Origin of the sequence: Pedobacter gandavensis (assembly GCF_014172405.1) — a bacterium.
In the GTDB taxonomy this organism is placed as follows: domain Bacteria; phylum Bacteroidota; class Bacteroidia; order Sphingobacteriales; family Sphingobacteriaceae; genus Pedobacter; species Pedobacter gandavensis.
This window is the reverse complement of the sequence record NZ_WNXC01000002.1, coordinates 445,168-471,348: the sequence shown is the minus strand read 5'-3', so window position 1 is coordinate 471,348 and position 26,181 is coordinate 445,168. Positions and strand designations below refer to the sequence as shown.

Annotated in this window: 17 protein-coding genes; 15 read left to right on the top strand and 2 right to left on the bottom strand. The window is 40.2% G+C overall.

Going from position 1 to position 26,181, the window contains the following annotated elements:
- The first annotated feature begins 155 nt into the window (after positions 1–155).
- The 8 genes from GM920_RS09955 to GM920_RS09920 all read left to right on the top strand — a co-directional run bounded on the left by GM920_RS09955 (position 156) and on the right by GM920_RS09920 (position 10,612).
- Positions 156–2,243: a HEPN domain-containing protein gene (locus GM920_RS09955; protein ID WP_182956473.1), complete on the top strand. Its 2,088-nt coding sequence runs from the start codon at positions 156–158 to the stop codon at positions 2,241–2,243.
- On the top strand, positions 2,243–3,031 hold the full coding sequence (cobA, locus tag GM920_RS09950; RefSeq protein WP_182956470.1) for a uroporphyrinogen-III C-methyltransferase: 789 nt from the start codon (positions 2,243–2,245) through the stop codon (positions 3,029–3,031). The genes GM920_RS09955 and cobA overlap by 1 nt, the downstream gene beginning before the upstream one ends.
- 5 nt (positions 3,032–3,036) lie before the next feature.
- Complete coding sequence (locus tag GM920_RS09945) at positions 3,037–4,506, top strand: TSUP family transporter (protein WP_182956467.1); 1,470 nt, start codon at positions 3,037–3,039, stop codon at positions 4,504–4,506.
- Positions 4,507–4,508: 2 nt separating this feature from the next.
- Positions 4,509–5,213 (top strand): phosphoadenylyl-sulfate reductase, encoded by a 705-nt coding sequence (locus tag GM920_RS09940; protein WP_182956465.1) that lies wholly within the window; start codon positions 4,509–4,511, stop codon positions 5,211–5,213.
- 11 nt (positions 5,214–5,224) lie between these two features.
- Complete coding sequence (gene cysD / locus GM920_RS09935; RefSeq protein ID WP_182956462.1) at positions 5,225–6,130, top strand: sulfate adenylyltransferase subunit CysD; 906 nt, start codon at positions 5,225–5,227, stop codon at positions 6,128–6,130.
- Positions 6,130–7,383 carry a sulfate adenylyltransferase subunit 1 gene (locus GM920_RS09930; RefSeq protein WP_182956459.1) on the top strand — a complete coding sequence of 418 codons (1,254 nt, stop codon included), beginning with the start codon at positions 6,130–6,132 and terminating at the stop codon, positions 7,381–7,383. The genes cysD and GM920_RS09930 overlap by 1 nt, the downstream gene beginning before the upstream one ends.
- A gap of 539 nt (positions 7,384–7,922) precedes the next feature.
- On the top strand, positions 7,923–9,329 hold the full coding sequence (locus GM920_RS09925; protein WP_182956456.1) for a glycogen synthase: 1,407 nt from the start codon (positions 7,923–7,925) through the stop codon (positions 9,327–9,329).
- A gap of 11 nt (positions 9,330–9,340) precedes the next feature.
- Entirely contained in the window at positions 9,341–10,612 is a 1,272-nt protein-coding gene (locus GM920_RS09920; protein WP_182956453.1) for a glucose-1-phosphate adenylyltransferase, read from the top strand.
- 60 nt (positions 10,613–10,672) lie between these two features.
- Here GM920_RS09920 and GM920_RS09915 read toward each other — a convergent pair whose 3' ends face one another.
- Together GM920_RS09915 and GM920_RS09910 are read right to left on the bottom strand one after the other, a co-directional pair.
- Positions 10,673–12,034 carry a sensor histidine kinase gene (locus GM920_RS09915; protein WP_182956450.1) on the bottom strand — a complete coding sequence of 454 codons (1,362 nt, stop codon included), beginning with the start codon at positions 12,032–12,034 and terminating at the stop codon, positions 10,673–10,675.
- Positions 12,031–13,401 carry a sigma-54-dependent transcriptional regulator gene (locus tag GM920_RS09910; protein WP_182956447.1) on the bottom strand — a complete coding sequence of 457 codons (1,371 nt, stop codon included), beginning with the start codon at positions 13,399–13,401 and terminating at the stop codon, positions 12,031–12,033. The genes GM920_RS09915 and GM920_RS09910 overlap by 4 nt, the downstream gene beginning before the upstream one ends.
- 241 nt (positions 13,402–13,642) lie before the next feature.
- On the opposite strand from GM920_RS09910, the gene GM920_RS09905 reads away from it, so the two are divergent.
- From GM920_RS09905 to GM920_RS09875, 7 genes are all read left to right on the top strand, one after another.
- Positions 13,643–14,887, top strand: coding sequence for an efflux RND transporter periplasmic adaptor subunit (locus tag GM920_RS09905; protein ID WP_182956444.1), 1,245 nt, complete (start codon positions 13,643–13,645; stop codon positions 14,885–14,887).
- 125 nt (positions 14,888–15,012) lie between these two features.
- Positions 15,013–15,711, top strand: a complete 699-nt coding sequence (locus GM920_RS09900) for an ABC transporter ATP-binding protein (RefSeq protein WP_062547310.1) — start codon at positions 15,013–15,015, stop codon at positions 15,709–15,711.
- 15 nt (positions 15,712–15,726) lie between these two features.
- Entirely contained in the window at positions 15,727–18,078 is a 2,352-nt protein-coding gene (locus GM920_RS09895; protein WP_182956441.1) for an ABC transporter permease, read from the top strand.
- Positions 18,079–18,095: 17 nt separating this feature from the next.
- A complete protein-coding gene (locus tag GM920_RS09890; protein ID WP_182956439.1) occupies positions 18,096–20,459 on the top strand; it encodes an ABC transporter permease in 2,364 nt (787 codons plus the stop codon).
- Between the two features lie 18 nt (positions 20,460–20,477).
- Positions 20,478–22,904 (top strand): ABC transporter permease, encoded by a 2,427-nt coding sequence (locus tag GM920_RS09885; RefSeq protein ID WP_182956436.1) that lies wholly within the window; start codon positions 20,478–20,480, stop codon positions 22,902–22,904.
- 14 nt (positions 22,905–22,918) lie between these two features.
- A complete protein-coding gene (locus tag GM920_RS09880; RefSeq protein ID WP_182956433.1) occupies positions 22,919–25,378 on the top strand; it encodes an ABC transporter permease in 2,460 nt (819 codons plus the stop codon).
- A 72-nt stretch (positions 25,379–25,450) separates the two neighbouring features.
- Positions 25,451–26,140 (top strand): ABC transporter ATP-binding protein, encoded by a 690-nt coding sequence (locus tag GM920_RS09875; protein WP_182956430.1) that lies wholly within the window; start codon positions 25,451–25,453, stop codon positions 26,138–26,140.
- Positions 26,141–26,181 lie beyond the last annotated feature (41 nt).

Genomic DNA, 26,181 nt, shown 5'->3' with positions numbered 1-26,181 from the left:
TATTTGTTTTATGAACCAAACGATTTACAACGGGAATCTAATGTTAAACCACTGTATGTGTGTTTAATGATTTCGGCTGTAAAGAGAAAAAATATTTAAAAGCTTCTTCAGTCTCCCGACAGAAGAAGCTTTTTTCAAATAAGACCAAACGTACTATGCAAAGTTTTAGAACAGAGTTAGAAAATCCTGTTGTTGAGAAGGATATTATTGATCTCGAGAAAAAGATCAGAGCCTTCCGGGAAGGAAAAATCCATGAGGAGAAATTTAGAAGCCTGCGCCTTGCTCGTGGTGTTTACGGACAAAGACAGCCTGGTGTACAAATGGTGCGTATAAAATTGCCTTTTGGGAAAGTTACCTTCAAACAACTATTACGCATCGCAGATGTTTCTGATGAGTATGGCAGTGGAAATCTCCACTTGACCACCAGGCAGGACATTCAGATTCATTATGTGAGTTTAGACAGAACCCCGCAATTGTGGGAAGAGTTGGAACGCGATGACGTAACGATCCGTGAAGCTTGTGGAAATACGGTAAGAAATGTAACCTCCTCTCCGGATTCAGGGATCAACCCAAATGAACTGTTTGACGTTTCTCCTTATGCCCATGCATTTTTCACTTACTTCTTACGCAATCCAATTTGCCAGGAAATGGGCAGAAAGATTAAGTTTTCTTTCTCTTCAGATGAAAAAGATACGGCCTATAGCTATATCCATGATCTTGGTTTTATTCCTAAAATCAACGAAAAAGGAGAACGTGGTTTTAAAGTAATGCTGGGTGGTGGTTTAGGTGCACAACCATTTCTTGCCAGTTTGGTGCATGATTTTCTTCCGGAGGATCAGATTATTCCTTATGCAGAATCCGTATTGAGAGTCTTTGACCGTTACGGAGAACGTACAAATAGAAATAAAGCACGTCTTAAATATTTAGTGCAGAAACTGGGATTAGAAGAATTATTGAGATTAATTGAGGAGGAAAGAATCGCCAATAAATCAAAATCTTTTAAGATCGATAGGGATTCCGTTCTTTCTCCTGAGCCACCTGCGCTATTGGACTATCCTCACCTGGATGTAGTGGATACTTTAGATTATCAACATTGGCGCGCTACAAATGTAGTGGAGCAAAAGCAACCAGGCTTTTATGGCGTATATATAAAGGTACCGGTTGGCGATATTAAAACTGATCGTGCCCGTAAATTAGTGGCAGGGATTAGCGCTTATGTGGCGGATGAAATTCGCATCACACAAAACCAAGGGCTACTTTTAAAATTTGTTAGAGCAGGCGCTTTACCAGCTTTGTATGTCGAATTAAAGGCATTAGATTTTGCTACCCCCGGATTCGACAGCATCGGTGATGTAACCACTTGCCCTGGAACAGATACTTGTAACCTGGGGATTTCAAACAGTATGTCGCTTTCTGTAGCATTGGAAGAAGTGATCTATGAAGAGTTTCCAGAGTTGATTTATGATAAAGACATCAAAATCAAAATCAGCGGCTGTATGAATTCTTGTGGTCAGCATGGTTTGGCGCATATCGGTTTCCATGGCAGTTCAGTAAAAGCAAATGGGAAGGTCGTACCTGCAGTACAGGTCATGTTGGGTGGAGGCACCGTTGGTGACGGTGAAGGAAGAGTTGCGGAAAGAGTGATTAAAGCACCTTCTAAGCGTGCTACGGCGGTGTTAAGAACAATATTGAACGATTTTAGTGCCAACAGCAATACGGTAGAAAGTTTCCACCATTATTACGACAGACAAGGGAAAGATTATTTCTACCAGTTGTTAAAGCCGCTGGCAGATTTGACTACTTTGAAAGAGGAAGAATACGTAGATTGGGGGCATGAAGAGATCTTTAATACCGCTATTGGTGTTGGAGAATGTGCGGGTGTAGTGATCGACTTAGTGGCGACTTTACTTTTAGAAGCAGAAGAAAAACTAGGTTGGGCGAAGGCCTCCTTTGAAGCGGAAGCCTGGTCTGACGCCATTTACCATACTTATGCGGTATTTGTTAACGCAGCAAAAGCACTTTTACTGGATAAAGCGGTAAACAGCAGTACGCAAATCGGTGTGATTCGTGAGTTTGATACCCATTATGTAGAAACAGGAGCGTTTAAACTGAAAAGTACTTTTAATGAACTGGTATTACAGATTAATAAGAATGAGCCTACAGCAGAATTTGCTACCGCTTATCTGGCTGATGTAACAGATTTTTTTAATCAGATTAATGCAAAAAGAGAGGAGCAAATCTAATGAGCACTAAAAATATAAACAACAAAGAGCCAAAAATTACTTTGGTAGGTGCCGGCCCTGGTGATCCTGAATTGATCACAATGAGAGGCGCAAATGCATTGAAATCAGCGGATGTGGTTTTGTACGATGCTTTAGTGAATGAAGGGGTATTGGATTATGCCAACCCGGAGGCGATTAAAGTATATGTAGGAAAGCGTTCCGGAGAACATTCTTATTCGCAAGATGCAGTGAACAAACTGATGATTGATTATGCCCTTAACTATGGTCATGTAGTGCGCTTAAAAGGTGGTGATCCTTTTGTGTTTGGCAGAGGCTATGAAGAATTGGATTTTGCTGCAGGTTATAGTATCCCGGTAACCGTGATTCCTGGTTTATCGAGCTCGATATCTGTTCCAGGATTACAACAAATTCCGGTGACACACCGCGGATTAAGCGAAAGCTTTTGGGTGGTTACAGGAACCACAGCCTCTGGGAAAATTTCTAACGATTTGTATGAAGCAGCAAGGTCTAAAGCTACTGTGGTCGTATTAATGGGATTGGGGAAACTGAAAGAAATTGTGAAACTTTTCCAAAATGAAGGAAAAGGTCAGCTACCTGTAGCAGCAATTCAAAGCGGCTCTACGCAAAATGAAAAACTAGCGATTGGGGTGGTTGATACTATATTGGAAACCGTAGAAGAAAAAGGAATTGAAGCCCCTGCACTATTGATATTTGGTGAGGTGGTGTCTTTACATCCTTCTTTTCAACCCATCAGAGAATTTTTCAATGCACTTAAAGAAGAACAATAATTAATATGGAAGGCAACCAGTTATTTCCTGTCTTCATCAAATTGAATACCATTCACACTGTGCTGATTGGTGCAGGTCCGGTTGGACTTGAAAAATTAGCAGCCATCTTGTCAAATAGTCCGCATGCCCATGTCACCGTCATTGCAATTGATGTTTTACCGGAATTGCGGGAACTGGCATCGGCCTATGAACGTGTGGAAATTATCCAAAAGGAGTTTAGTCCTGAGGATCTGGACGATGCTGACCTGGTGGTAGCCGCTACAAATAACGTAGCTTTAAATCAGCAGATCAGAGTTGAATCCGATCATCGGAATTTGTTAGTGAATTTTGCTGATAAGCCGGATTTGTGTAATTTTTACCTTGGTTCTATCGTGAAAAAAGGAGACTTGAAAATTGCGATATCTACCAATGGAAAGTCGCCAACGATTGCGAAACGTCTGAAAGAAGTATTGAATGATGGTCTGCCGGAAAGCCTGAATGATACTTTAGGAAACATGGAGGCCTTAAGAAATACATTAAACGGGGATTTTGCGGAAAAAGTGAAAAAGCTCAATGAAGTAACGTCTATTTTGGTGACTGAAAAGAAGGTCGACAAGGTGAAGAAGAACTTCAAATGGCTGATTTGGACCTCCATTGTCCTTTCTTTTATAATCGTGATTGCAGCTTTCTGGCATAAGGAACCTGAATTTCAGACCTACCTGACACAATTGGATCCACTATTTTATTGGTTCCTCATTGGGGGATTTGTTTTTGCCATGATTGATGGTGCGATTGGGATGTCTTATGGCGTTACTTCGACCTCCTTCTCTCTGGCAATGGGTGTTCCTCCGGCTTCAGCAAGTATGGGCGTTCATCTATCGGAAATTCTGAGTAATGGAATTGCTGGCTGGATGCATTACCGTTTTGGAAATGTGAACTGGAAATTGTTCCGCATGCTGTTGGTACCGGGAATTGTGGGGGCTGTAGTTGGCGCTTATTTACTATCCTCTTTGGAACATTATAATCATTATACGAAGCCAATCATTTCGGTGTACACACTGATCCTTGGTGGAGTGATCCTTTCTAAAGCCTACAAAATCAACCGGAAGCAGAAAAATCCGAAAGGCAAAATCAAGAAGATTGGCCTTCTTGGGTTGTTTGGTGGTTTTATTGATGCTGTTGGGGGTGGCGGATGGGGATCAATCGTATTGTCGAGCTTGATTGCCGGTGGAAGAAACGCGAGGTTCTCGTTAGGGACGGTGAAAATTACGCGCTTTTTTATTGCCTTAATGAGCTCTCTTACTTTTATCACGATGTTAAATGGTGCCCATTGGGAGGCTGTAGCAGGTTTAGTAATTGGTAGCGCATTGGCCTCGCCGATTGCTGCCAGGGTATCTAATAAGATCTCCGTAAAAACAATTATGGTGTCGGTAGGGGTGTTGGTGGTATTGGTTAGCTTACGTAGCATCATCAGCTTTATCCTCAAAGAATTTTAGTTATGAAAGAAGACTTAGCAGCAATAGCTGCACAAATAAAAGATAAATCCCCGGTAGAGGCGCTTCGATATTTCGCAGTTACCTACCCAGGAAAGATTGTGTTTTCTACCAGTTTTGGTTGGGAAGATCAGGTGATCACTCACATGATCTTTTCAAATGATATTCCCATTGAAGTATTTACCCTGGAAACTGGCAGGCTTTTTCCTGAAACTTATTATGTTTGGAATAGAACTTTAGAAATTTATAAAAAGCCAATTATGGCCTACCATCCACAAGCAGAAGCTTTACAGGAAATGGTAAATGCCAAAGGCCCAAACAGCTTTTATGAATCTGTAGAAAATAGAAAGGAATGCTGCTATATCCGTAAACTCGAACCTTTAAAAAGAGCAATTACGGGTAAAGATTGCTGGGTAACAGGTATCCGTTCCGAACAATCAGTAAACAGAACCGATATGACCAACCTGGAATGGGATGAGCAGAATAACTTGCTGAAATTTCATCCTATCTTTTTCTGGTCGCTCGAAGAAGTAAAGGCCTATATAAAGGAGCATAACATTGTATACAATACCTTGCACGATAAAGGCTTTCCGAGCATCGGATGTGCTCCTTGTACCAGAGCGGTACGCGAAGGGGAGGATTTCAGAGCCGGACGCTGGTGGTGGGAAGATCAATCAAAGAAAGAATGTGGTTTACATGCCACTAAGTAAAATATAAGAAAATGAGTAAGTATAATTTAGATTATTTAGACGAACTGGAGGCCGAAGCGATTCACATTTTACGTGAAGTAGCCGGGCAATTTGAAAAGCCAGCATTGTTATTCTCCGGAGGAAAAGACTCTATTACCCTGGTGCGACTTGCTGAGAAAGCATTTCGCCCGGGAAAGTTTCCTTTCCCGCTGGTACATATAGATACGGGACATAATTTCGAAGAAACGATTAATTACCGTGATAAAATGGTGGAACGACTTGGTGAAAAACTCATTGTTGGTCATGTTCAAGAATCTATCGATCAGGGAAAAGTAGTAGAGCAAACCGGGAAAAATGCAAGTAGGAATTCCTTGCAAACGGTCACTTTACTGGATACAATTGCCAAACATGGTTTCGATGCTTGTATCGGTGGAGCACGCCGCGATGAAGAAAAAGCGAGGGCCAAAGAAAGAATTTTTTCTGTAAGGGATGAATTTGGACAATGGGATCCTAAGCGTCAGCGCCCGGAGTTGTGGAACATCTATAACGGTAAAATTCATAAAGGAGAAAACGTTCGCGTTTTCCCAATCAGCAACTGGACAGAACTCGATGTTTGGAACTATATCAAAAGAGAAAATATTGATCTTCCTTCCATCTACTTCGCACATCGTAGAGATGTGATTACCAGAAATGGTCAGCTAATGGCAGCATCGCCCTTTCTGAACATGGATGCAGACGATATCGTAGAAAATAAAATGGTTCGTTTCCGCACCGTAGGTGATATGAGCTGTACTGCAGCAGTAGAATCGGAAGCCGATCAAATCGAAGACATCATCAGGGAAATCAGTGCATCAAAAATTAGTGAACGGGGCGCCCGCTTAGACGATAAGGTATCGGAAGCTGCGATGGAAGACCGTAAAAAAGGAGGGTATTTTTAATGAATTTATTGAAATTTTTTACAGCAGGAAGTGTAGACGACGGAAAGAGTACACTTATCGGAAGACTGCTTTACGATACAGGTTCTATTTTAGCGGATCAACTGGAAGCCTTACAGCAATCTAACCGAAAAAATGACGATGGTACCATTGATTTGGCCATCTTAACAGACGGACTAAGGGCAGAAAGAGAACAAGGGATTACCATCGATGTGGCCTACAAATATTTCCAGACAGAAAAGCGTAAATTCATTATCGCGGATACCCCTGGTCATATTCAATATACCCGGAACATGGTAACTGGTGCTTCTACAGCCAAACTGGCCATCATCTTAATCGATGCCAGAAACGGGGTAGTAGAACAAACGATCAGACATTCGTACCTGGTTTCTTTGTTAGGTATTGAGCATGTGGTGGTCGCCATTAATAAAATGGATATGGTCGACTATAGTGAAACGGTGTTCAATGCAATCACAGATAAGTATACATTATTGGCCGCAGAATTGGACTTGAAAGAAGTTACTTTCATTCCTGTAAGTGCATTAAAGGGCGATAATATCGTTCATGAGTCGCAGAATATGGTTTGGTATGATGGACGTAGTTTGTTGCATTTTCTGGAAACAGTTGATGTAGATGATAAACTAAGTTATAACCTGGCAAGAATGCCGGTGCAGTGGGTAGTGAGACCACAAACTGATGAGCTTCATGATTATCGCGGTTATGCAGGGCGGGTGTTAAGCGGTTCCTTTAAAGTGAATGATAAGGTGACGGTATTGCCTTCTGGAAATAGCTCTGTAATTGATAGAATTGAGATTTTTGACCTTAGGCCAGAAGAGGTTCATGCCGGTCAGTCGGTTACACTTCACCTGAAAGATAACATAGACATAAGCAGGGGTGATGTTCTGGTAAATGCCGATCATCTACCACAAAATGCTAAACTGATAGAAGCAGATGTTTGCTGGATGGATAGTCGCCCGCTTGATGAGAGTATCACCTATTTATTGCAACACAATAGTAAGGTTACCAAGGCGAAGATTAGTGAAATTATCTATAAAGTGGACATCAATACTTTAGAGAAGCAGAATGCAACTGATTTCAAGCTGAATGATATTGGCCGGATTTTGATTAAAACAGCTGATGAGTTGGCTTTTGACCTTTATACAGAAAATAAAGCAAATGGTGCTGCGATTTTGATTGATAGCAGAACGAATTTGACGGTTGCAGCACTGATGTTCAGAGCAGTTGCTGATTATTAATTTTTTGAACTAAAAAAAGAAGCATTACTAATAAAAGGTTGAAATCTTTTGCGCTGAAGGGCACAAAACTTTCTATACCTTTTCTTAGAATGCTTCTTTTTTTTATAAATCCTGCAATGAAATAGTTCATGCCGTTCTGGATGCTTTCCCTTGCGCCAGTTTTCGTGGTCATTATTGCTGTCACCATGGCGATTCAGTTTAACTTTTTTTTTCCTTTTAAGCGCCCTGTTTAGCTTCTCCCTCAACTTTACTATAAATCAAGTCCCAATCTATTGTCACCGCTGTGATTCGGTTTAACTTTCCTTTTCTCTTTAAGCATCCAATTCAGCGCTCTTTCCCCTCTACAAGTATCCTGCGTTAATTTTGCAGTTGATAAAAAAGTTTTGCTGTATAGAGACCTAGAAAATTTTGCACCCTTCAGCGTAAAAGATTTCAGGCTCGAACAGCAAACTTTTTTTAAGTAAAATTATTTCCAGGAATAATTGCCTTTTCACCTTGTATTACCTAATTTAAGATACTTTTTAACCCCCTTGAGAATTATGGAGATTATCCACCTGAGTGCAGAATGTTACCCTATTGCTAAAGTAGGTGGTCTAGGCGATGTAGTAGGCGCTTTGCCGAAATATCAGAACAAGCTTGGCCATGTTGCTAAAGTGGTAATGCCCGCTTATCAGACTAAATTCATGCAGGAAAATGAGTTTGAGGTTGTTTATGATGGTTGGGGGAAGCTGGGTTTTCATGATTTTCCAGTAAGAATATTCAGGGAGCTAACCAATAAATTGGGCTTCGACTTATATCTGGTTCACATCCCAGGTTTAATGGACCGACCAAATGTTTATGGATATGATGATGATACAGAGCGTTTTTTGGCGTACCAAATCGCCGTATTGGATTGGATTGCGCAATGGGAGCACAATCCGGATGTGATTCACTGTCATGATCATCATACAGGATTGGTGCCTTTTATGATGGCGTATGGACATCAGTTTAAAAAGCTAAGCCAGGTACCTTCTGTTTTGACCATTCATAATGCGCAGTATCAGGGACAGTTTGGCTGGGATAAACTCCATTATTTGCCGCCATTTGATTTATGGAAATCTGGGCAATTGGATTGGAAGGGTTCCATAAATCCGCTTGCTGCTGCCATTAAATGTGCCTGGAGGGTGACTACAGTATCACCGAGTTATTTAGAAGAAATTAGTTTTAAAGCCAATGGACTGGAAGACTTGCTCGCTCAAGAGCGCTCCAAATCTGTGGGCATTTTAAATGGAATCGACAATGAGGTATGGGATCCGCAGCATGATCCTATGCTGGAAAAGAAATATACATTACGTACTTTAGAAAATGGAAAAAAGGCGAATAAGGCGGCATTATGTCGGGTATTTAACCTGGATCCTGAAAAGCCGTTATTTACCTTTATAGGGAGGTTAGTAGGTGAGAAGGGGGCAGATTTGTTACCGGAAATCTTTTACAATGCCTTATCAAAGGGTAATGGTGCAATAAATGTATTGGTATTGGGATCTGGAGATCCTCAGGTAGAGGGTAGGCTGATGCAGTTGAAAGAGGCTTTTCCAGGCAATTATAATGTGTATATTGGTTACAATGAACAGTTATCACACCAGATTTATGCTGGGGCAGACTTTCTGCTGATGCCAAGTAGAGTAGAGCCATGTGGACTGAATCAGATGTATGCTTTACGCTATGGGACAGTTCCTATTGTCCGCAGGATAGGAGGATTAAAAGATACGGTGGTAGATATTGGTGATGGAGGTTTTGGGATTTGTCACGATCAGACCAGCGTTTGGGATGTAGGACACGCGATTGGTAGAGCTTATGAACTGTATGGAAATCAGGAGCAACTGAAGGAAATTCGCAAGTATATGATGCAATTAGACCACTCATGGGATAGAGCGGCACAACAATATATTGATTTGTACCACATATAAACTGAATATTTATGACTGATAAAGTATTAGGCGTTATCCTCGGTGGTGGCCAGGGATCCAGGCTTTCCCCACTAACACAAACACGATCCAAGCCTGCTGTTCCTATTGCCGGAAAATACAGATTGGTCGATATTCCTATTTCTAACTGCTTAAATTCGGGTATTCACCGGATGTTTGTCCTGACGCAGTTTAACTCTGCATCATTAAATAAACACATCAAGAATACTTATCATTTTAGCCATTTTAGTGCTGCTTTTGTAGACATTCTGGCGGCAGAACAAACCCCTGATAATCCGACCTGGTTTCAAGGAACCGCCGATGCCGTTAGACAGGTAATGCACCATTTGCTGAACCATGAGTTCGAGTATGTACTCATCTTATCTGGCGACCAGCTCTACCAAATGGACTTCAATAAAATGGTAAATGCCCATATTGAAAGTGGCGTACAGATTACTCTGGCTACCATTCCGGTAACGGCAAAAGATGCGCCGGACTTTGGTATTCTTAAAGCGAATTCCGACAATATCATTACCTCGTTTATTGAGAAACCAGCCACAGAATTACTGAAGGATTGGACTTCTGATACTGGCGAAGAAATGCGCGCGGAAGGTCGTGAATACCTGGCTTCCATGGGGATTTACATTTTCAACAGGGATCTGTTGATCAAAATCTTTGCAGAAAATGCAGATGAGAAGGATTTTGGGAAAGAAATTATCCCAAGGTTATTAAAGTCTAATCATGTATTGAGCTACCAGTATGAAGGATATTGGACAGATATCGGAAATATATCATCTTTCTTTGAAGCCAATCTGGGGCTCACAGATGACCTGCCTAAATTCAATCTTTTTGATAGTAAACACAGCATTTTTACCCGTGCACGTATGTTACCACCTTCTAAAATATTAGGTACCACACTGGATAAAACCATCATTGCCGAAGGCTGTATTTTACATGCCAAATGTATCAAACATTCAGTGATTGGTATTCGTGCAAGGATTGGTAAAGGAACCACGATAGACAGCTGTTATATCATGGGAAGTGATAAATATCAGGTACTGGAAGATTTGGAAAAAGACCTGGAGCATAAAAGACCATGGATTGGAATCGGAGACAATTGTACCATTACCAATGCCATTCTGGATAAGAATTGTAGGGTGGGTAATGAGGTACAGATCATCGGTGGAGCACATCTTCCAGACAGTGACCATTCCTTATATACCGTTAAGGATGGTATTGTAGTTGTGAAAAAAGGAGCAATAATTCCTGATGGTACTGTGATTTAGAATTTAAATAATCCAATAAAAAAAAGCTTTGCAAGGTTATGTTGCCTTACAAAGCTTTTTTTATTGATACCTGAAAACTAAAGAGAATACCGTCTTCTCAAAAGGAATCGAGTTGACTTCTAAGTTTCCATGGTGCATCTTCATGATGTTTCTAGTGATGGTAAGCCCAATGCCCGACCCGTTTTTTCTGGTGGTAAAGAAGGGAACAAAAATCTTTTCGATCAATTCACTATCAACTCCTTTTCCATTATCACTCACTTCGAGATAGAGTTTATTTTGATCCAATCGGTAGTTGATTTCTATGACTGGGTGTTCTACGCCTTCCAAAGCGTATATGCTATTGGTAACCAGGTTAATTAATGCCTGTTCTACCAATTTTAAATCTATTTGAATGGTGATTTTGGACGAAGTTTGTTCCACTTTAAGCATGATGTTTCTGCCATTGGCAAAAGGTTGCATCAATACTTTAATGTGTTGTAGGATTTCTCCGATGGTATGATATTCCAGATCTGGGGTGGGTAACTCTGCAATTAAACGGTAATCCTTTACAAAGTCTAACAATCCTTCAGATCTTCTTTTTATGGTCTTTATGGCAGGTTTTAAATCTTCAAGATCCTCAGAATTCAATGATTGTTTGTCAGCAATCATACTGTTTACCGTATCTGATAAAGAGCTGATTGGTGTAATAGAATTCAGGATCTCATGGGAGATTACGCCGATCAGGCGATTCCAGGCTTCAGATTCCTTTTGCTCAATCTCATCCTTGATGTTCTGGAAAGAAATGATGGTGTAATCCGTCAGATAAAGGTTTAAAGGGATTACTTCTGTAGAAAGTTGGATGAGTTTATCCTGGATTTTTAGCTCCATAAAACGCTTGCCACCCTTACCAATATTTTCTATTTCCTGAGCAAACTGTGGACTATGTTGCGCCAATCGGTGCCAATACTTATAGGATGGGATACCCAGTAAGCTGGTGGCAGCCTGATTGAAAAATACGATTTCAGCCTGTCTGGAATCTTGTTCATTATCTTTCACTACAATCACGCCCACTGGCACTTGCTCCAGAATAGTTTTGATGAGTTGGAACATAGAATCTTTTTCCAGTTGCATATCCTTTTGAGTTTGAATGATGTCGTTGAAAGATTCATAAAGCTCCGGAAAACTCCCTTTTGTGGCTTTATTACGGAAGTTTAAAGTACTATCCCTGGTTTTTACTGCCAGAATAAAGCGTTTGATGTCTTCCCGGATTTGGTTGATGTAGAAATACAGGTTCATCAACGCAGCAATTAAAAGAATAGCCAATCCCGAAATGGTAAACCAGAGCGCTGTGTTTTTGATCAAATAATATAATAAAATTCCCAGAATATTGATGATTACCAATCGGTAGAGAAGGCGGAAGGTAAAGCGGTTATAAAAGGTCATAGGTCAAACTTTTCTATGCGTCGGTAAAGCGCGGCCCGGGTAAGACCCAGTTCCAATGCAGCCCTGGATATATTTCCTTTGTGCTTATCGATTGCCTTTTGAACCATCAATTTTTCCATTTCTTCCAATCCCATTTCCGGTTGAATTACTGGAGTTCCGCCAAATTTCTGCGGACTTAACTGTAAATCATGGGCAGATATTTCCATCCCATCAGCCATAATTACCGCACGTTCAATTACGTGTTGTAGTTCACGCACATTTCCCGGCCAGTGGTATCCTAATAATAGGCTCTCTGCTTTTGGTTCAAACTTGTAAAGATTTTTATGGTATTTGGCGCTGAAGCTATGTAGAAAGTGATTGGCCAATAGTGTAATGTCCTCGCCTCGCTCTGACAATCCAGGTAGTAATAACTCTACGGTATTGATACGGAATAGTAAATCTTGTCGGAAAGTCCCCTTGGCTACCATTTCATTTAAAGGCATATTGGTAGCGGTAATTAGTCGGACGTTAACTTTCCTTTCTTTGCTTTCTCCAAGTCTGGTAACCGTTCTGTTTTGCAGTACGCTCAATAGTTTTGCCTGTAATGGCTGAGATAAATTCCCGATCTCATCGAGAAATATTGTTCCGCCTTCGGCGAGTTCAAATCTACCAGGTTTATCTTCTTTGGCATCTGTAAAAGCACCTTTCGCATAGCCAAAGAGTTCACTTTCAAAGAGGTTCTCATTGAGAGAGCCTAAGTCTACGTGCATAAAGATCGCGTTCTTTCTTAAGGAATGCTTATGAAGTTCGTAAGCGAATACTTGTTTTCCTGTTCCATTTTCGCCAAGTATCAAGACATTGGCATCAGTTGGTGCCACCTTTACTAAGGTATTCTGTAAATGTTTGATCGGTGTAGAATTGCCAACGATATGCTCGAATTGTCTAGCTTGGTCTTTTTGCAGCGAAGAATGAATCTTTTCCAGTTTCTTTACCTTTTTATTGGATTGCCTTAATCGGGAGGCAGAAGATAGGGTGGCAAACAGCTTCTCATTTTCCCATGGTTTAAGGATAAAATCAGTTGCACCTTTCTTGATGGCTTGGACAGCAAGTTCTACATTTCCATAGGCTGTCATCAGGATAACCACATAATCTTTATCTATAGATAGGATATGTTCCAGCCAATACAATCCTTCACGGCCATCACTGGCCCCTTTTTGATAATTCATGTCCAGCAAAATCAAATCTACTTCATTATGACTCAGTAGCACATTGATCTCTTTTGGAGATTTGCAGGTGATCACCTGGCTGAAATGTTGTTTTAAGAATAGTCTCGCACTTAGTAAGATGTCATCATCATCGTCAATCACTAAAACATTAGCATCTATCATTATGGTATGAATTTAAGCTTTTCTATATTTTTCTTGCCCTCCATTGGAATCCATAGATTCCTTTCCTACCTCTTTAGGAACAAAAATAAAAGAAACTGTTCGATGCTGTACAGCTACTGTCCGATTATGAACGGTTCTTAATGTTAAATAGAGTTAAGTTGTTGATTTGTAGGTGTATAAAATTGTTTTGGTAGATTGGCACAGCCTTCGCTTATGGCTGAACAATAAGCGTAATACAAAAATGGATAAGATCATAAAGAAAAAACGGTTCAATAAGAAAACGATATTAAGTATTGTAGGTGCGGTGGTTTTAGTGGGCTTGGTAGGTTACGGATATAGTTTGTCATTAAATAAGGTTTACAAAGCCGATGCGGAAAAACTGACTATTAGCCAGGTAACTTTCGGAGATTTTGAAGATGTGGTATTGTTAAATGCCAGTGTTGTTCCTTTGACTTCTGTAATTGTGAGTTCTCCAGAGGGCGGAACTGTAGCCGAGATCTTCACAGAAAACGGAGCATCGGTAGTAAAGGGGACACCTTTATTAAGAATCGCCAATCCAAATGCTTTATCAAGCTATACCTCTAGCGAAACGAGCATCACTGAGCAGATCAATCAATTGAGAAAATTGAGATTAGACCTGGAACAAAATCAACGTGTGATGGGACAGGATATGATGGAAATTGAAGATAAGTTGAGAACAGCAAGCCGTAAATACAAAATCGATAGTGCTTTGTTTAAGAAAAATGTGATCACCAGAGAGGAATTCAATACTTCAAATCAGGATTATGAATACTATCAGGGTAGGAGAGGGATTTTGCGACAAGCCATCAAACAGGAAAACCAGGGTAGGATTATGCAGTTGAAACAAATTGACATTTCTATCGGAAGAATGAATGAAAGTCTGGAAACAATCAGACAAAATATAGAAAATATGACTATTAAGGCGCCTGTAGCCGGTCGTCTCTCCTCTTACGATCCGGTTATAGGTAAGTCTTATAGTCCTAATGAAATGTTGGGGAAAATTGACGTACTGCAAGGGTATAAATTACAAGCCAGTGTAGACGAATATTATGTAAATAGGGTGAAAGAAGGACAGACTGCCAGTGTAGAATTCAATGGGAATACTTATAAATTGTTAGTGAGGAAAGTAATCCCTGAGGTTACTGCCGGCCAGTTTCAAGTGGAACTCGTATTTGATGGTAAATCACCTGAAGACCTGAGAAGAGGTTTATCTATGCAAGTGAAACTGACCCTTTCTGATAACAGTAAATCATTGTTGATCGCACAAGGACAGTTTTTCCAAAGCACCGGAGGTACCTGGGTATTCGTCTTGAAAGATGGTAAAGCCACTAAAAGAAATGTGAAAATTGGCCGTAAAAACCACAAGTATTATGAAGTACTGGAAGGATTACAAAAAGGGGAAGATGTCATCACTTCATCTTACGACCAGTTTAATCAATACGATATCGTTGAAGTAAGTAAATAAAAATGCTGGCTTAAGGCTGGCAGACAAAAGTATAAAAGATTTAAAATTAGGTTTTGTGCCCGTGGACATGCGTTTGCCCGGGTACGAACCTTCCTTGAAAAATGTTAAACTGAAAAAATATAGCCATGATAAAAATCGAAAACCTGGAAAAAGTTTACAAAACTGAAGAAATTGAAACTACTGCTTTAAATGGGATCAACCTGCATGTTAAAGAAGGTGAATTTGTGTCCATTATGGGGCCATCTGGATGTGGAAAATCTACCCTCCTAAATGTGATGGGCTTATTGGACAAACCAGAAAGTGGTAGCTACAAATTCATAGATACGGAATTGTTGAAGCTGAACGACAAAGAACGCTCTAACTTCAGGAAACGTAATATGGGATTCGTTTTTCAGAACTTTAATCTGATTGATGAATTGACAGTTTTCGAAAACATTGAGCTGCCATTAATTTATAATAAAGTAGCTGCACCAGAGCGCAAACGATTGGTGAATGAGATTATCGAAAGGATGAATATTGTGAACAGAAGCGGGCATTTTCCTCAACAACTTTCCGGCGGACAGCAGCAAAGGGTAGCTGTAGCCAGAGCATTGGTTACCAAACCTAAATTGGTACTTGCCGATGAGCCTACCGGGAACCTGGACAGTTCTCATGGTAATGAAGTCATGGAATTGCTTTGTGAACTCAATGAAACAGGAACTACTATTGTCATGGTGACGCACTCTTCTCATGACGCCAGTTTCTCTAACCGCATTATCAATTTAAAAGACGGTCATGTGATCTCGGAGAAAATCAACAAAACCCGTACAGAAGAATTGATTTAAAAATACGACAACCTCATGTTCCGACTCAATCTAAAAATAGCATTACGCAACCTTTGGAAAACCAAAGGCTATACCTTAATGAATATATTTGGCCTTTCCATTGGTCTTGCTGGTTTTCTCATTATCCTTTTATACGCCAATAACGAAAGGAGTTATGATACCTGGAATCCTAATGCAGAAAATGTCTACCGTCTATCTATTAAAGGAGGGCCAGATCAGGATGAATATGCTTCTAGTCCGGCAGAGTTGGCACCTGCATTAAAGGAGATGACTCCTGAAATTGAGGATTATGGCCGTTATTATGTATGGGATACTCGCCAACGTTTGTTGAGTTCAGGGCCAACTGAAATGTATGTTGACCATATCCTTGGGGTAGACAGCAATTGGTTTAATCTTTTTCCTTATAAATTTATTTATGGAGCTGCAAAATCATCGATTGTATCAAAAGATCAGATTGTACTCAGTCAACCAGTAAGTGAAAAGATTTTCGGAAAAACCAATCCAGTGGGGCAGACTTTATTAATCAATACCACTCAACGCTATATTGTCAGCGGAGTCTATGAACTGCCAAATACCCCTGAGCATATCGAAATTGAAGGTTTTGTAAAGAAAAGTTCGACAGGGGATGGTTGGAACAATGGGAATTTTTATACCTACTTAAAAGCCAAGCCTGGAACAGATCCTGTGGAATTTAATAAGAAGCTAAATGCTGCATTTCAAAAATTGCCTATGGTGAAAAAAGAGGCGAGTATGCAGAAAACCACGCTGATCGCTTTACCTGTAACGGAGGTATACCTGCATTCAACTAGCCTGATGGATCCTACTAAAAGAGGAAATCCTAAGATGGTTACTATTCTGGTACTGTTTTCTTCCCTATTACTCATTATTGCCTGTATCAATTTTACCAATTTATCAATTGCACAATCTGTTAAAAGAGCAAAAGAAACTGGCATCCGAAAAGTTTTGGGCGCTGCCAAAGGCAATTTGATCAGGTATTTTTTAACAGAAACTACCATTCAGTGTTTGGTCGCGTTATTGTTGGCCTTAGTTTTTGCAGAAGTATCCCTCCCAATAATGAACCGATTGATGGATATGGATTTGTCTTTATTTACTTACAACAATCCTGGACAACTGGGCCTTCAGATAGGGTTTGTTATGTTATTCGTAATTGTCATTTCTGGTGGATATGCTGCCTTCTTCCTGTCTAGTTATGAGCCTGTAAAGGTGTTGAAGGGGAATTTTTCCAGAGGAACCGGAAGCTTGTGGATGCGTAAAGTATTGATCTCTATCCAATTTATAGTAGCTATTGTTTTCATCATCGCATTGATCATTATTAAACAGCAGGTGAACTATATTAAAAATCAAGATGTGGGCTTTAATAAAGACCATGTGATGGTGTTTAAAATTAGAAAAGGGGAGACTAGATTGAATTTTCAACCGATAAAAGACCGCTTATTGAAAATAGACGGGGTAACTGAGGTGAGTAGGGTAAATTATTATCCGGGTGTTAAAGCGATGCAGGTGATCGGTCGTGAGTTCAACGGTCAGCCAGTACAAAACTTAAGTGTGGTAACTGTTGATTTTGATTATTTCGAAGTAATGGGGATGCCTGCGCTATCAGGTAGGTTGATTTCCAGTAAGTTTAAGACAGACAGTACCGCAGTCATGGTGAATGAGGCTGCAGTTAAAAAATATGGACTGAAGGACTTGATTGGGAAGAAATGGATCAATGACCAGGTCATTGTAGGTGTTGTAAAGGATCATGTTCAAAAGGGGATGGAATTTGCTGCTGAACCCACAGTCTTTATGGTAGAAACTAAAAATTCCAATACTGCTGATCAGGTGATACTGAAGGTTAATGGTCAACATACACAGGAAACAGTAGCTGAGATTAAAAACCTTTGGCAGTCCGTGGAACCTTTTCCATTTCAATATACCTGGCTGGATCAGAGTTTTGCCAATGTCTATATTCAGTATGTTAGGCTCGACAAGATTTTCAACGTGTTTACTTATGTGACACTTGCTTTGGCGATATTGGGTTTGTTTGCATTGGCATCTTTTACGGTACAAGAACGTACCAAAGAAATTGGCGTAAGAAAAGTATTGGGTGCAGAAACGAAAGACATCTTAAAGATGATCAATAAAACTTTTCTGATTCTGGTGCTGACCGCAAATCTGATCGCCATTCCGATCGCTTACATATTGGCAAGTTCCTGGTTGTCAAGTTTTGCCTATCGCAGCACAATGTCTATATGGCCATTCCTTGCCGCGGCATTTGTTTCTGTTTTGGTAACGGTGTTGACGGTTAGTATGCAGGCTTATAAAACGGCCAATGCTAAACCTGTAGATGCGCTTAAATATGAATAATACCTTAATCTAAAGATATGTTCAAGCTAAATTTAAAAATCGCCATACGTAACCTTTGGAAGAACAAAGGTTACACACTCATCAATGTGGGTGGCTTAGCAATTGGCCTCGCCAGCTGCATGCTTTTGTTATTGTATGTAGCCTACGAATGGAGTTATGATAAACATACTACGGGTTACGACCGCACGTATGTGGTGTACACCAACATGAAAAGTGGAGATGGCGCGGTCAGTTATGCCTGGACATCTGGGATTATGGCCCCCTATCTGAGCAGTACCATGCCAGATATCGCCTATGCTTCTCATTCTACCTATCCTCGTGAATATCTATTGAGTAATCAGGATAAGTCCTTTAAAAAATTCGGGGTGTATGCTGATCCATCCTTCCTTAAGATCTTCGATTATCAAATGATTAAGGGAAATAAAGATCAGGCACTGAAATCTCCAAATGGAATAATTCTAACGGAAAGGTTTGCTAAAGTGCTGTTTGGTAATGCAGATCCAATGAATAAAACTCTGAAATTTGGTGGTAAAGAATTGCTTACCGTAGAAGGGGTCATGGAAGATGTTCCCAGCAGTAGCAGTATTCAATTTGATTACCTGATGTCATGGGAGTTGTATAAAAAGATAAATCCTTGGGTGGCTGGAACAGGTTGGGGAAATGGCCATTGTTTAACCGTTATTCAATTGCGTGACAACAGTTCTTTTGAAAAGGTAAACGCTTCCATGAATACTATTTTCAAAAGAAATGATAAGGGGAGTACTGCTGTTGCATTGATTCACCCGCTTTCAAAATGGCATTTATACAGTCATTTTGAAAATGGAAAATCTGTTGGCGGACAGATCGATACCCTAAGAATTTTCTTTATCCTTGCTTTTTGTATTTTACTTATCGCCTGCATTAATTTCATGAACCTTTCTACCGCAAGGTCCGAAAAGAGAGCAAAGGAAGTTGGCGTGAGAAAAGCCATTGGTGCCGCAAGGAAATCATTGATCAGCCAGTTTATTCTGGAGTCCATGTTACTCGCCTTTTTGGGGATGATCGTCGCCTTTATACTCATAGAAATTAGTCTTCCTTATTTTAATGGATTACTAAATAGCTACCTAACCCTCAATTATGCCGACTGGAAATTTTGGGCTGTATTAGTTGGATTGACACTTTTTACCGGTTTTATTGCCGGTAGCTACCCTGCTTTTTACCTATCTTCTTTTGAACCAGTGAAGGTATTAAAGGGCTTTAGCAAGACTGGTGGTGCTTCGTTATCCATCAGGAAAGTATTGGTGATCTTCCAGTTTGTATTCGCCTCCAGTCTAATCATTTGCACCGCTGTCATTTATCAGCAGCTTACTTTTATCCAGAACAAGCCGGTTGGCTATGATAGAAATGGATTGGTGGAAATTCCACTAGAAGGTGTGTTAGAAGATTTCTCAAAAGCCACATTGCTACGCGATAGGTTACTGAAATCAGGAGCAGTTAGCAATGCCAGTCTTTTTAGCCTAAGCCTGACTAGTGGGGGGAACAATACCACTACAGTCGGCTGGCCAGGAAAAGGCCCGAACGAAAGCTTCATTTTCAATTATAGATATGCCAATTCTGATTTTGTAGCTACCCTAGGCTCAACTATGCAGAGCGGGAGGAATTTTTCTCCTCAGTTTAATGATTCAGCAAATACGGTAATCAATGAAGCCGCGGTTAAGGTCATGGGGCTTAAAAAACCAGTCGGTTCGGTGATTCAGATAGATGATCGTCAGTTGACGATAATCGGCGTGATGAAGAATTTTGTGATGGATAATCCTTATCAAACTGCCACACCACTGATCATTAGAAATGGCTTTGCTGGGGAAGGTGTATTGGCTATGCGCTTAAATCCTGCGCAAAATATCAGCACTTCTATAGCTCAAGTGCAGTCCATTATGAAAGAGATCAATCCTGAATACCCAACCTCAGTTACTTTTTTAAGTGATAGCTTTGAAGCGAAGTTTAATAGTGAAAAACTGCTGGGTACGCTGGCCAATTGGTTTGGTGGTTTTGCAGTGTTTATTTCTTGTCTGGGCTTACTTGGACTTACACTATTCATGGCCGAACAACGAAAAAAAGAAATCAGTATACGAAAAGTTTTGGGCGCGAATACCCTCCACATCCTTACTTTACTGAATAAAGATTTTATTAAACTCGTGGTCATTGCCAATCTAATTGCCTTCCCGGTAGCCTATATCGTCATTAATAAATGGCTTTCTAAATATGAATTTCGGGTGGAAATTTCTTTTATCCCATTTGCCATCGCCATCGTTTTATCCTTGCTGATTGCCTTGTTTACGGTTTCCATGCAATCGGTTAAAGTGGCCAAAGCAAACCCAGTTGATGCCCTTAAATACGAATAACTCCCTAATTGATAAGATATGTTCAGACTCAACTTAAAAATCGCGTTGCGCAACCTTTGGAAAAACAAGGTGTATACTGCTATAAATATTGGTGGGCTTGCCATTGCGCTGTCGGCTTTTATTTTGGTGGCAATCTACGTACGTTTTGAGACTAGCTTTGACCATAATGTTCCCAATCATGAGAATATTTACCTACTGGGGAGAACTTTACCGGATCGGAAGACAAATTACACTTCCTTATCCTTAGCTCAAGCGTTAAAAGAAGCGATACCAGAGATTGAAAATGTAGGCAGAAGCAAGAAGACGAATTTTGAGTTCGCGTTTAGCACTCCGGATGGACGTGTTTATGGAAAAGATGTGATTACTATCGATTACACATTGGCCAAAATGTTTCATATTAAACCAGAAGGGGGCCTGGTTAAACCGGAAGGGGAGGCACTCAATGTGTACCTGCCTCAGGAATTTATAACGGCTATGTTTCCGAAAAAAACACCTGTTTTTCCTGCCAAAGTGAGTATTGGACCTTTAGAGGTAAAACAATACGCTGACGTTTCGGGTATTGTCAATCATAACGTTGCACATTCAAATTTGGTTTTTGATGCACTGCTGATTACTGCAGATGTGGGGAAAAATCAGGAGCCAACCGCCTATAATTACTTTACCTATATCCAGGTTAAACCAGGTACGGATATGGCGCAGCTTCAGAAAAAGGTAGCTGCTGTTTATAAAGAAGAGCTGAAAAAGTCGGCAGTGACCGCTGTTGTTAACAGAGGATCTGTGGAGTCAAAGATTGCTAATGAGGTTAACCTGGTGACTAATACAAACAAAGCGGATCAATCAGGTGTATTCTTAGATCCATTGGATAATCTGCACCTAAGACCCATTGCGGGCAATAATACCAATTATAAAGTTGTGATGGCACTGTCGGCACTCACCGTATTGGTAATGGTGATTGCCTGTATCAATTTTACAAACCTGACGATTGCGCAAACGAATAAGAGAGCAAAAGAAGTAGGTGTGAAAAAGGTACTTGGCGCTTATCGTCTGAGCTTGGTTTTTCAGTTTTTAATCGAGATCCTCATGCAATGTCTGGTGGCCTTGATTCTCGCAATTATCCTTGCTGAAATTTCCTTGCCACTATTTAACGATGCCTTTAGTGTATCATTTTCACTCTGGAAAGATAACTATGAACTAGTCTGGCAACTCCCAATAGTGTTATTGATTATTACCCTCATTTCAGGTATTTACCCTGCATTAATCTTGTCAGGGTTTAGGCCAGTAGCAGTATTAAAGGGAAATCTTCAAACCAGCTATAAAACTTTATGGCTTAGGAATGCTTTATTGGTAACACAGTTTACAGTGGCCATTGTATTCATGGCCGGATTACTAATTGTGAGTAGTCAGCTGAAGTATATGCGTACGGAAGATACGGGTTTTAAAGCCGGACAAGTGGTTTACATCAAGAATATCGTGATGTTTGGCCGGCCATATTTTGAAAACTTGAAAGCCAGGATTCTGGAAATGCCAGGTGTTAATTCCTTTACAGTAGCTTCAGATATTCCTGATGGTTCTCGCCCGGGGAGAGTTGATTATGCGATGGAGGGTAAGGACTTAGGGATGGACATTGTTCATGTAGATTTTGATTATTTTGAAACCCTTCGTTTGAACCTTAAGGATGGTCGTTTTTTCTCCAAAACTTATCCCGCAGATGCTGAAAATGGAATCGTGCTCAATGAAGCTGCGGTAGCTGCCTATGGCGTTAAAAACCCTGTAGGAAAAATAATTAGAGGCTGTGATATGGATTACCGTATTGTAGGGGTAGTTAAGGATGCCAAAATGCAGGGCTTTGAAACGGCGGTAGAACCAACAGTTTATGCAATCAAAAGTGATTGTGCAAACGATAAAATGAAGTTTATGGTCAATGTAGATCCGGATCATATGGCAGGGGTATTGGCTGCCTTAAAATCAAACTGGAAGGACCTGAATAAGATGGACGGCGATGATTTTAGGTATGAATTCATGGATGAATTGTATGGTCGCCTGTTTAAAAAGCAAGAACAATTACAAGCTGTTTTTTATGGTGCTGCAATCCTAACGATATTCATCGCGACGCTTGGTCTTTTTGCCTTTTCTGCCTTTACCATTACCAGCAGAATGAAAGAGATCTCTATTAGAAAGGTATTAGGCGCTAGTGATTTTAATATCCTTAGTCTTTTAAATAGTTTCTTTATCAGAATTGTGCTGATTGCCAATCTTATCGGCTGGCCGATTGCTTACATCGCCGCACAAAGGTGGCTGGAAACGTTTGCCTATAGAATAGATCTTCCAATTTTACCATTTTTCATTGCCGGATCAATAAGTATTATTTTGACTTTACTAACCGTTAGTTTTCAGGCGAGAAACGCAGTGAAAACCAATCCTGTTGATGCTTTAAAATATGAATAATAAATCTTTCAACTATGTTTAAACTGAACCTTAAAATCGCGTTAAGAAACCTTTGGAAGTATAAAGGGTATACCGCTATTAATGTAATTGGATTGGCAATTGGGCTGGCCAGTTGTCTGCTGATCTTTCTCTTTTTAAGGTTTCAGACGAGCTTTGATACAAGTTATGAAAAGCAGGATCGTATCTATCGCGTGGTATCTTCCTGGACATATCCTGACGGAGATTTCTTTTCAAATGGGGTGCCTGTTCCTTTGGCCCCGGCCTTGCGTAATGACTTTTCGCAATTGGAACAAGTAGCAGCAGTTCGTAGTACCCGTGGGATAGTTTTAACAAAAGGCACGTATCCTATAGCAAGTTCTGCATCCTCAGGTCAAGGCGAAAAAAATCGTCAAGAAACAAATGGAGGACAAGGAAATACCGATGTCAAAAGAAAAGAACAGCTATTTTATGTGGAACCGCAGTTCTTCGATATTTTCAATATCACTTGGCTATCTGGGAAACCTGCCCAAGCTTTAACCGCTCCCGGAATGATGGTGATGTCTGAAAAGACAGCAGTCAAATATTTTGGGTCTTGGCAAAATGCGATTGGAAAAAGCATAACGTTTGATCAGAATACTGATTTTAAGATCACAGGTGTCTATAAAGATTTTCCTCAAAACAGTAATTTTCCATTTGAACTGGTCGCTTCCTATGCTTCCTTCCCTGGAAAAGATTCCAAGGCATGGGGTAGTGTAACGAACCGTTCGGAGTGTTATGCTTTGCTAAAACCAGGAGTTACCGTTACTGACCTTGACCAACCTTTGAAGCAATTCATTAAGAAATATTATGTCGATAATGGACCCGGAAAAGAGAACCATATTTTTCAGCCAATGTCTGAGGTTCACCATGATGGTCGCTTTAATAATTTTAAATTTACCACCATTTCTTATAAAGAGCTTGCAGGTTTAGCCGTGATTGGTGTTTTTCTATTGATCACTGCTTGTATCAATTTTATTAACCTCGCTACTGCGCAGGCAATTAGCCGTTCTAAAGAGGTAGGTGTGCGTAAAGTAATGGGGAGTAGACGCAGTCAATTGGTGTGGCAGTTTCTGAGTGAGACTACATTAATTACAATAATTGCACTGCTATTGGCTTGTGTGATCACAGAACTAGCCATTCCTGGAATGGAACATTTGATGAATGATAAAGCTGCTTTCCGCTTGTTTTCAGAGCCTGCTGTTTTTGTGTTTATGCTTCTTTTAGTTGTTTTTGTGAGCTTCATGGCTGGGTTTTATCCGGCATTGGTGATTTCTGGATTTAGTCCGGCATTAGCCATTAAAAATAAGATCAGCGCAGCAAGTGCCGGAGGTTTAGGACTGAGAAAAACATTAGTGGTGGTACAGTTTACTATCACTGGAATATTGATCATCACGACACTTGTTGTCGTTAAGCAAATGACCTTCATAAGGGAGAAATCTTTGGGTTTTGACCATACTTCAGTTGCAGTGGTGGATATTCCTTCAGATAGTTTAAACCTGACAAAATTAAATGGGTTTAGAGAACGAATCATGCAGCTGCCAGGGATCAAAGAAAGTAGTTATTTCATTGCCGCTCCAATGTCGAATGGGAATAGTGAGACCAATATGTCTTATGATCATCGCGGAAAAGATGAAGATTTTCAATTGAACATAAAAATGGCAGATGAACATTATCTAAAAACGTTCAACCTGAGGCTTCTCGCGGGAAGAGGTCTGTCAAAAAGTGATACCGTTAAGGAGTATGTTGTCAATGAAAAGTTATTAAAAATGTTGGGCGTGTTGCAGCCAGAGGATGTAATCGGTAAAACAATGAAGGTGAATGGCCGGGAAGCACCAATTGTTGGCGTGATTAAAGATTTCAATAACAACTCGCTAAAAGAGGCGATCTCTCCCTTGGCAATCTTTAGTAACCACAAAAATTATAGCGCTATGGGTTTGAAAATTAATCCTAAGGAGCTCAATAAAACAATGAGTCAGGTAGAGCAGCTGTGGAGCGAAACTTTTCCAAATCATGTTTATGAACAGGAGTTTTTAGACCATACCATTGAAAACTTTTATAGAACCGAACAAGTCATGGGGGTACTCTTCAAAGTATTCGCAGGTGTGATTATTTTTATCTCCTTTATTGGTTTGTTTGGATTAGTCTCTTTTATCGCTACGCAAAGAACAAGGGAAATTGCGATCCGTAAAGTGTTGGGTGCTTCCACAATAGAGCTGGTGAAAATGTTGAATCGTTCCTTTTTGTATATGGTGCTGATCGCGAACGTAGTGGCCTGGCCATTGGCTTATATCATTACTTCCAAATGGTTGAATGGTTTTGAATACCGGACTAACCTAAGCATTTGGCCATTCTTATTGGCCATGGTGTTGTCGGTATTGATTACTTTAATTACAGTAAGTTTAAGATCGCTAAAAGCTGCGAAGACTAACCCAATAGATGCCCTAAAATATGAATAATAATAGCGCTTAAATCCGCTTAAATTGAATCAATATTAACTGTAAATTTTTAAAAATATTAAACTGAATATCATGATCATACTGAAAAATATAGAGAAATACTACGCAAATAAAGGGGTTAAAAGTTATATCCTACGTCATGTGAGCACGGAAATTAAACAAGGTGAATTTGTATCTATCATGGGGCCTTCCGGTGCCGGGAAATCTACTTTGCTCAATATCCTTGGCATGCTGGAAGAACCGACTTATGGCGAATATGAATTCATGGGGGAAGATGTACTCTCCCTAAATGAACGCAAGCGTATTGAACTTTACAGGAACCATATTGGCTTTGTATTTCAAGCTTATCATTTGATTGATGAGATGACTGTAGCAGAAAATATTGAAGCCCCGTTATTGTATAAAAAAGTGAGTGGAGCAGAACGTAAAAGCAGAGTAGCAGATGTGTTGGATCGTTTCAATATGGTGGCTAAAAAAGATTTGTTTCCGAATCAGCTTTCCGGAGGTCAACAACAATTGGTGGGAATTGCCAGAGCTTTAGTGGCACAGCCTTCGATTATTTTAGCTGATGAGCCAACGGGAAATTTGCAATCTGCACAGGCACTTCAAATTATGGATTTGTTTAAGAAGCTGAATGAAGAAGAGGGGATTACGATTATTCAAGTAACACACTCGGAAGTTAATGCTGCTTATGGAAGCCGGATTTTGCATTTATTGGATGGTGTGATCAAAGAAGATATTGCAGTTGAACAAAGTGTTTAATTAGCAAATCAAGCCCCGATTTTTTGTTTCTCACCATTAAT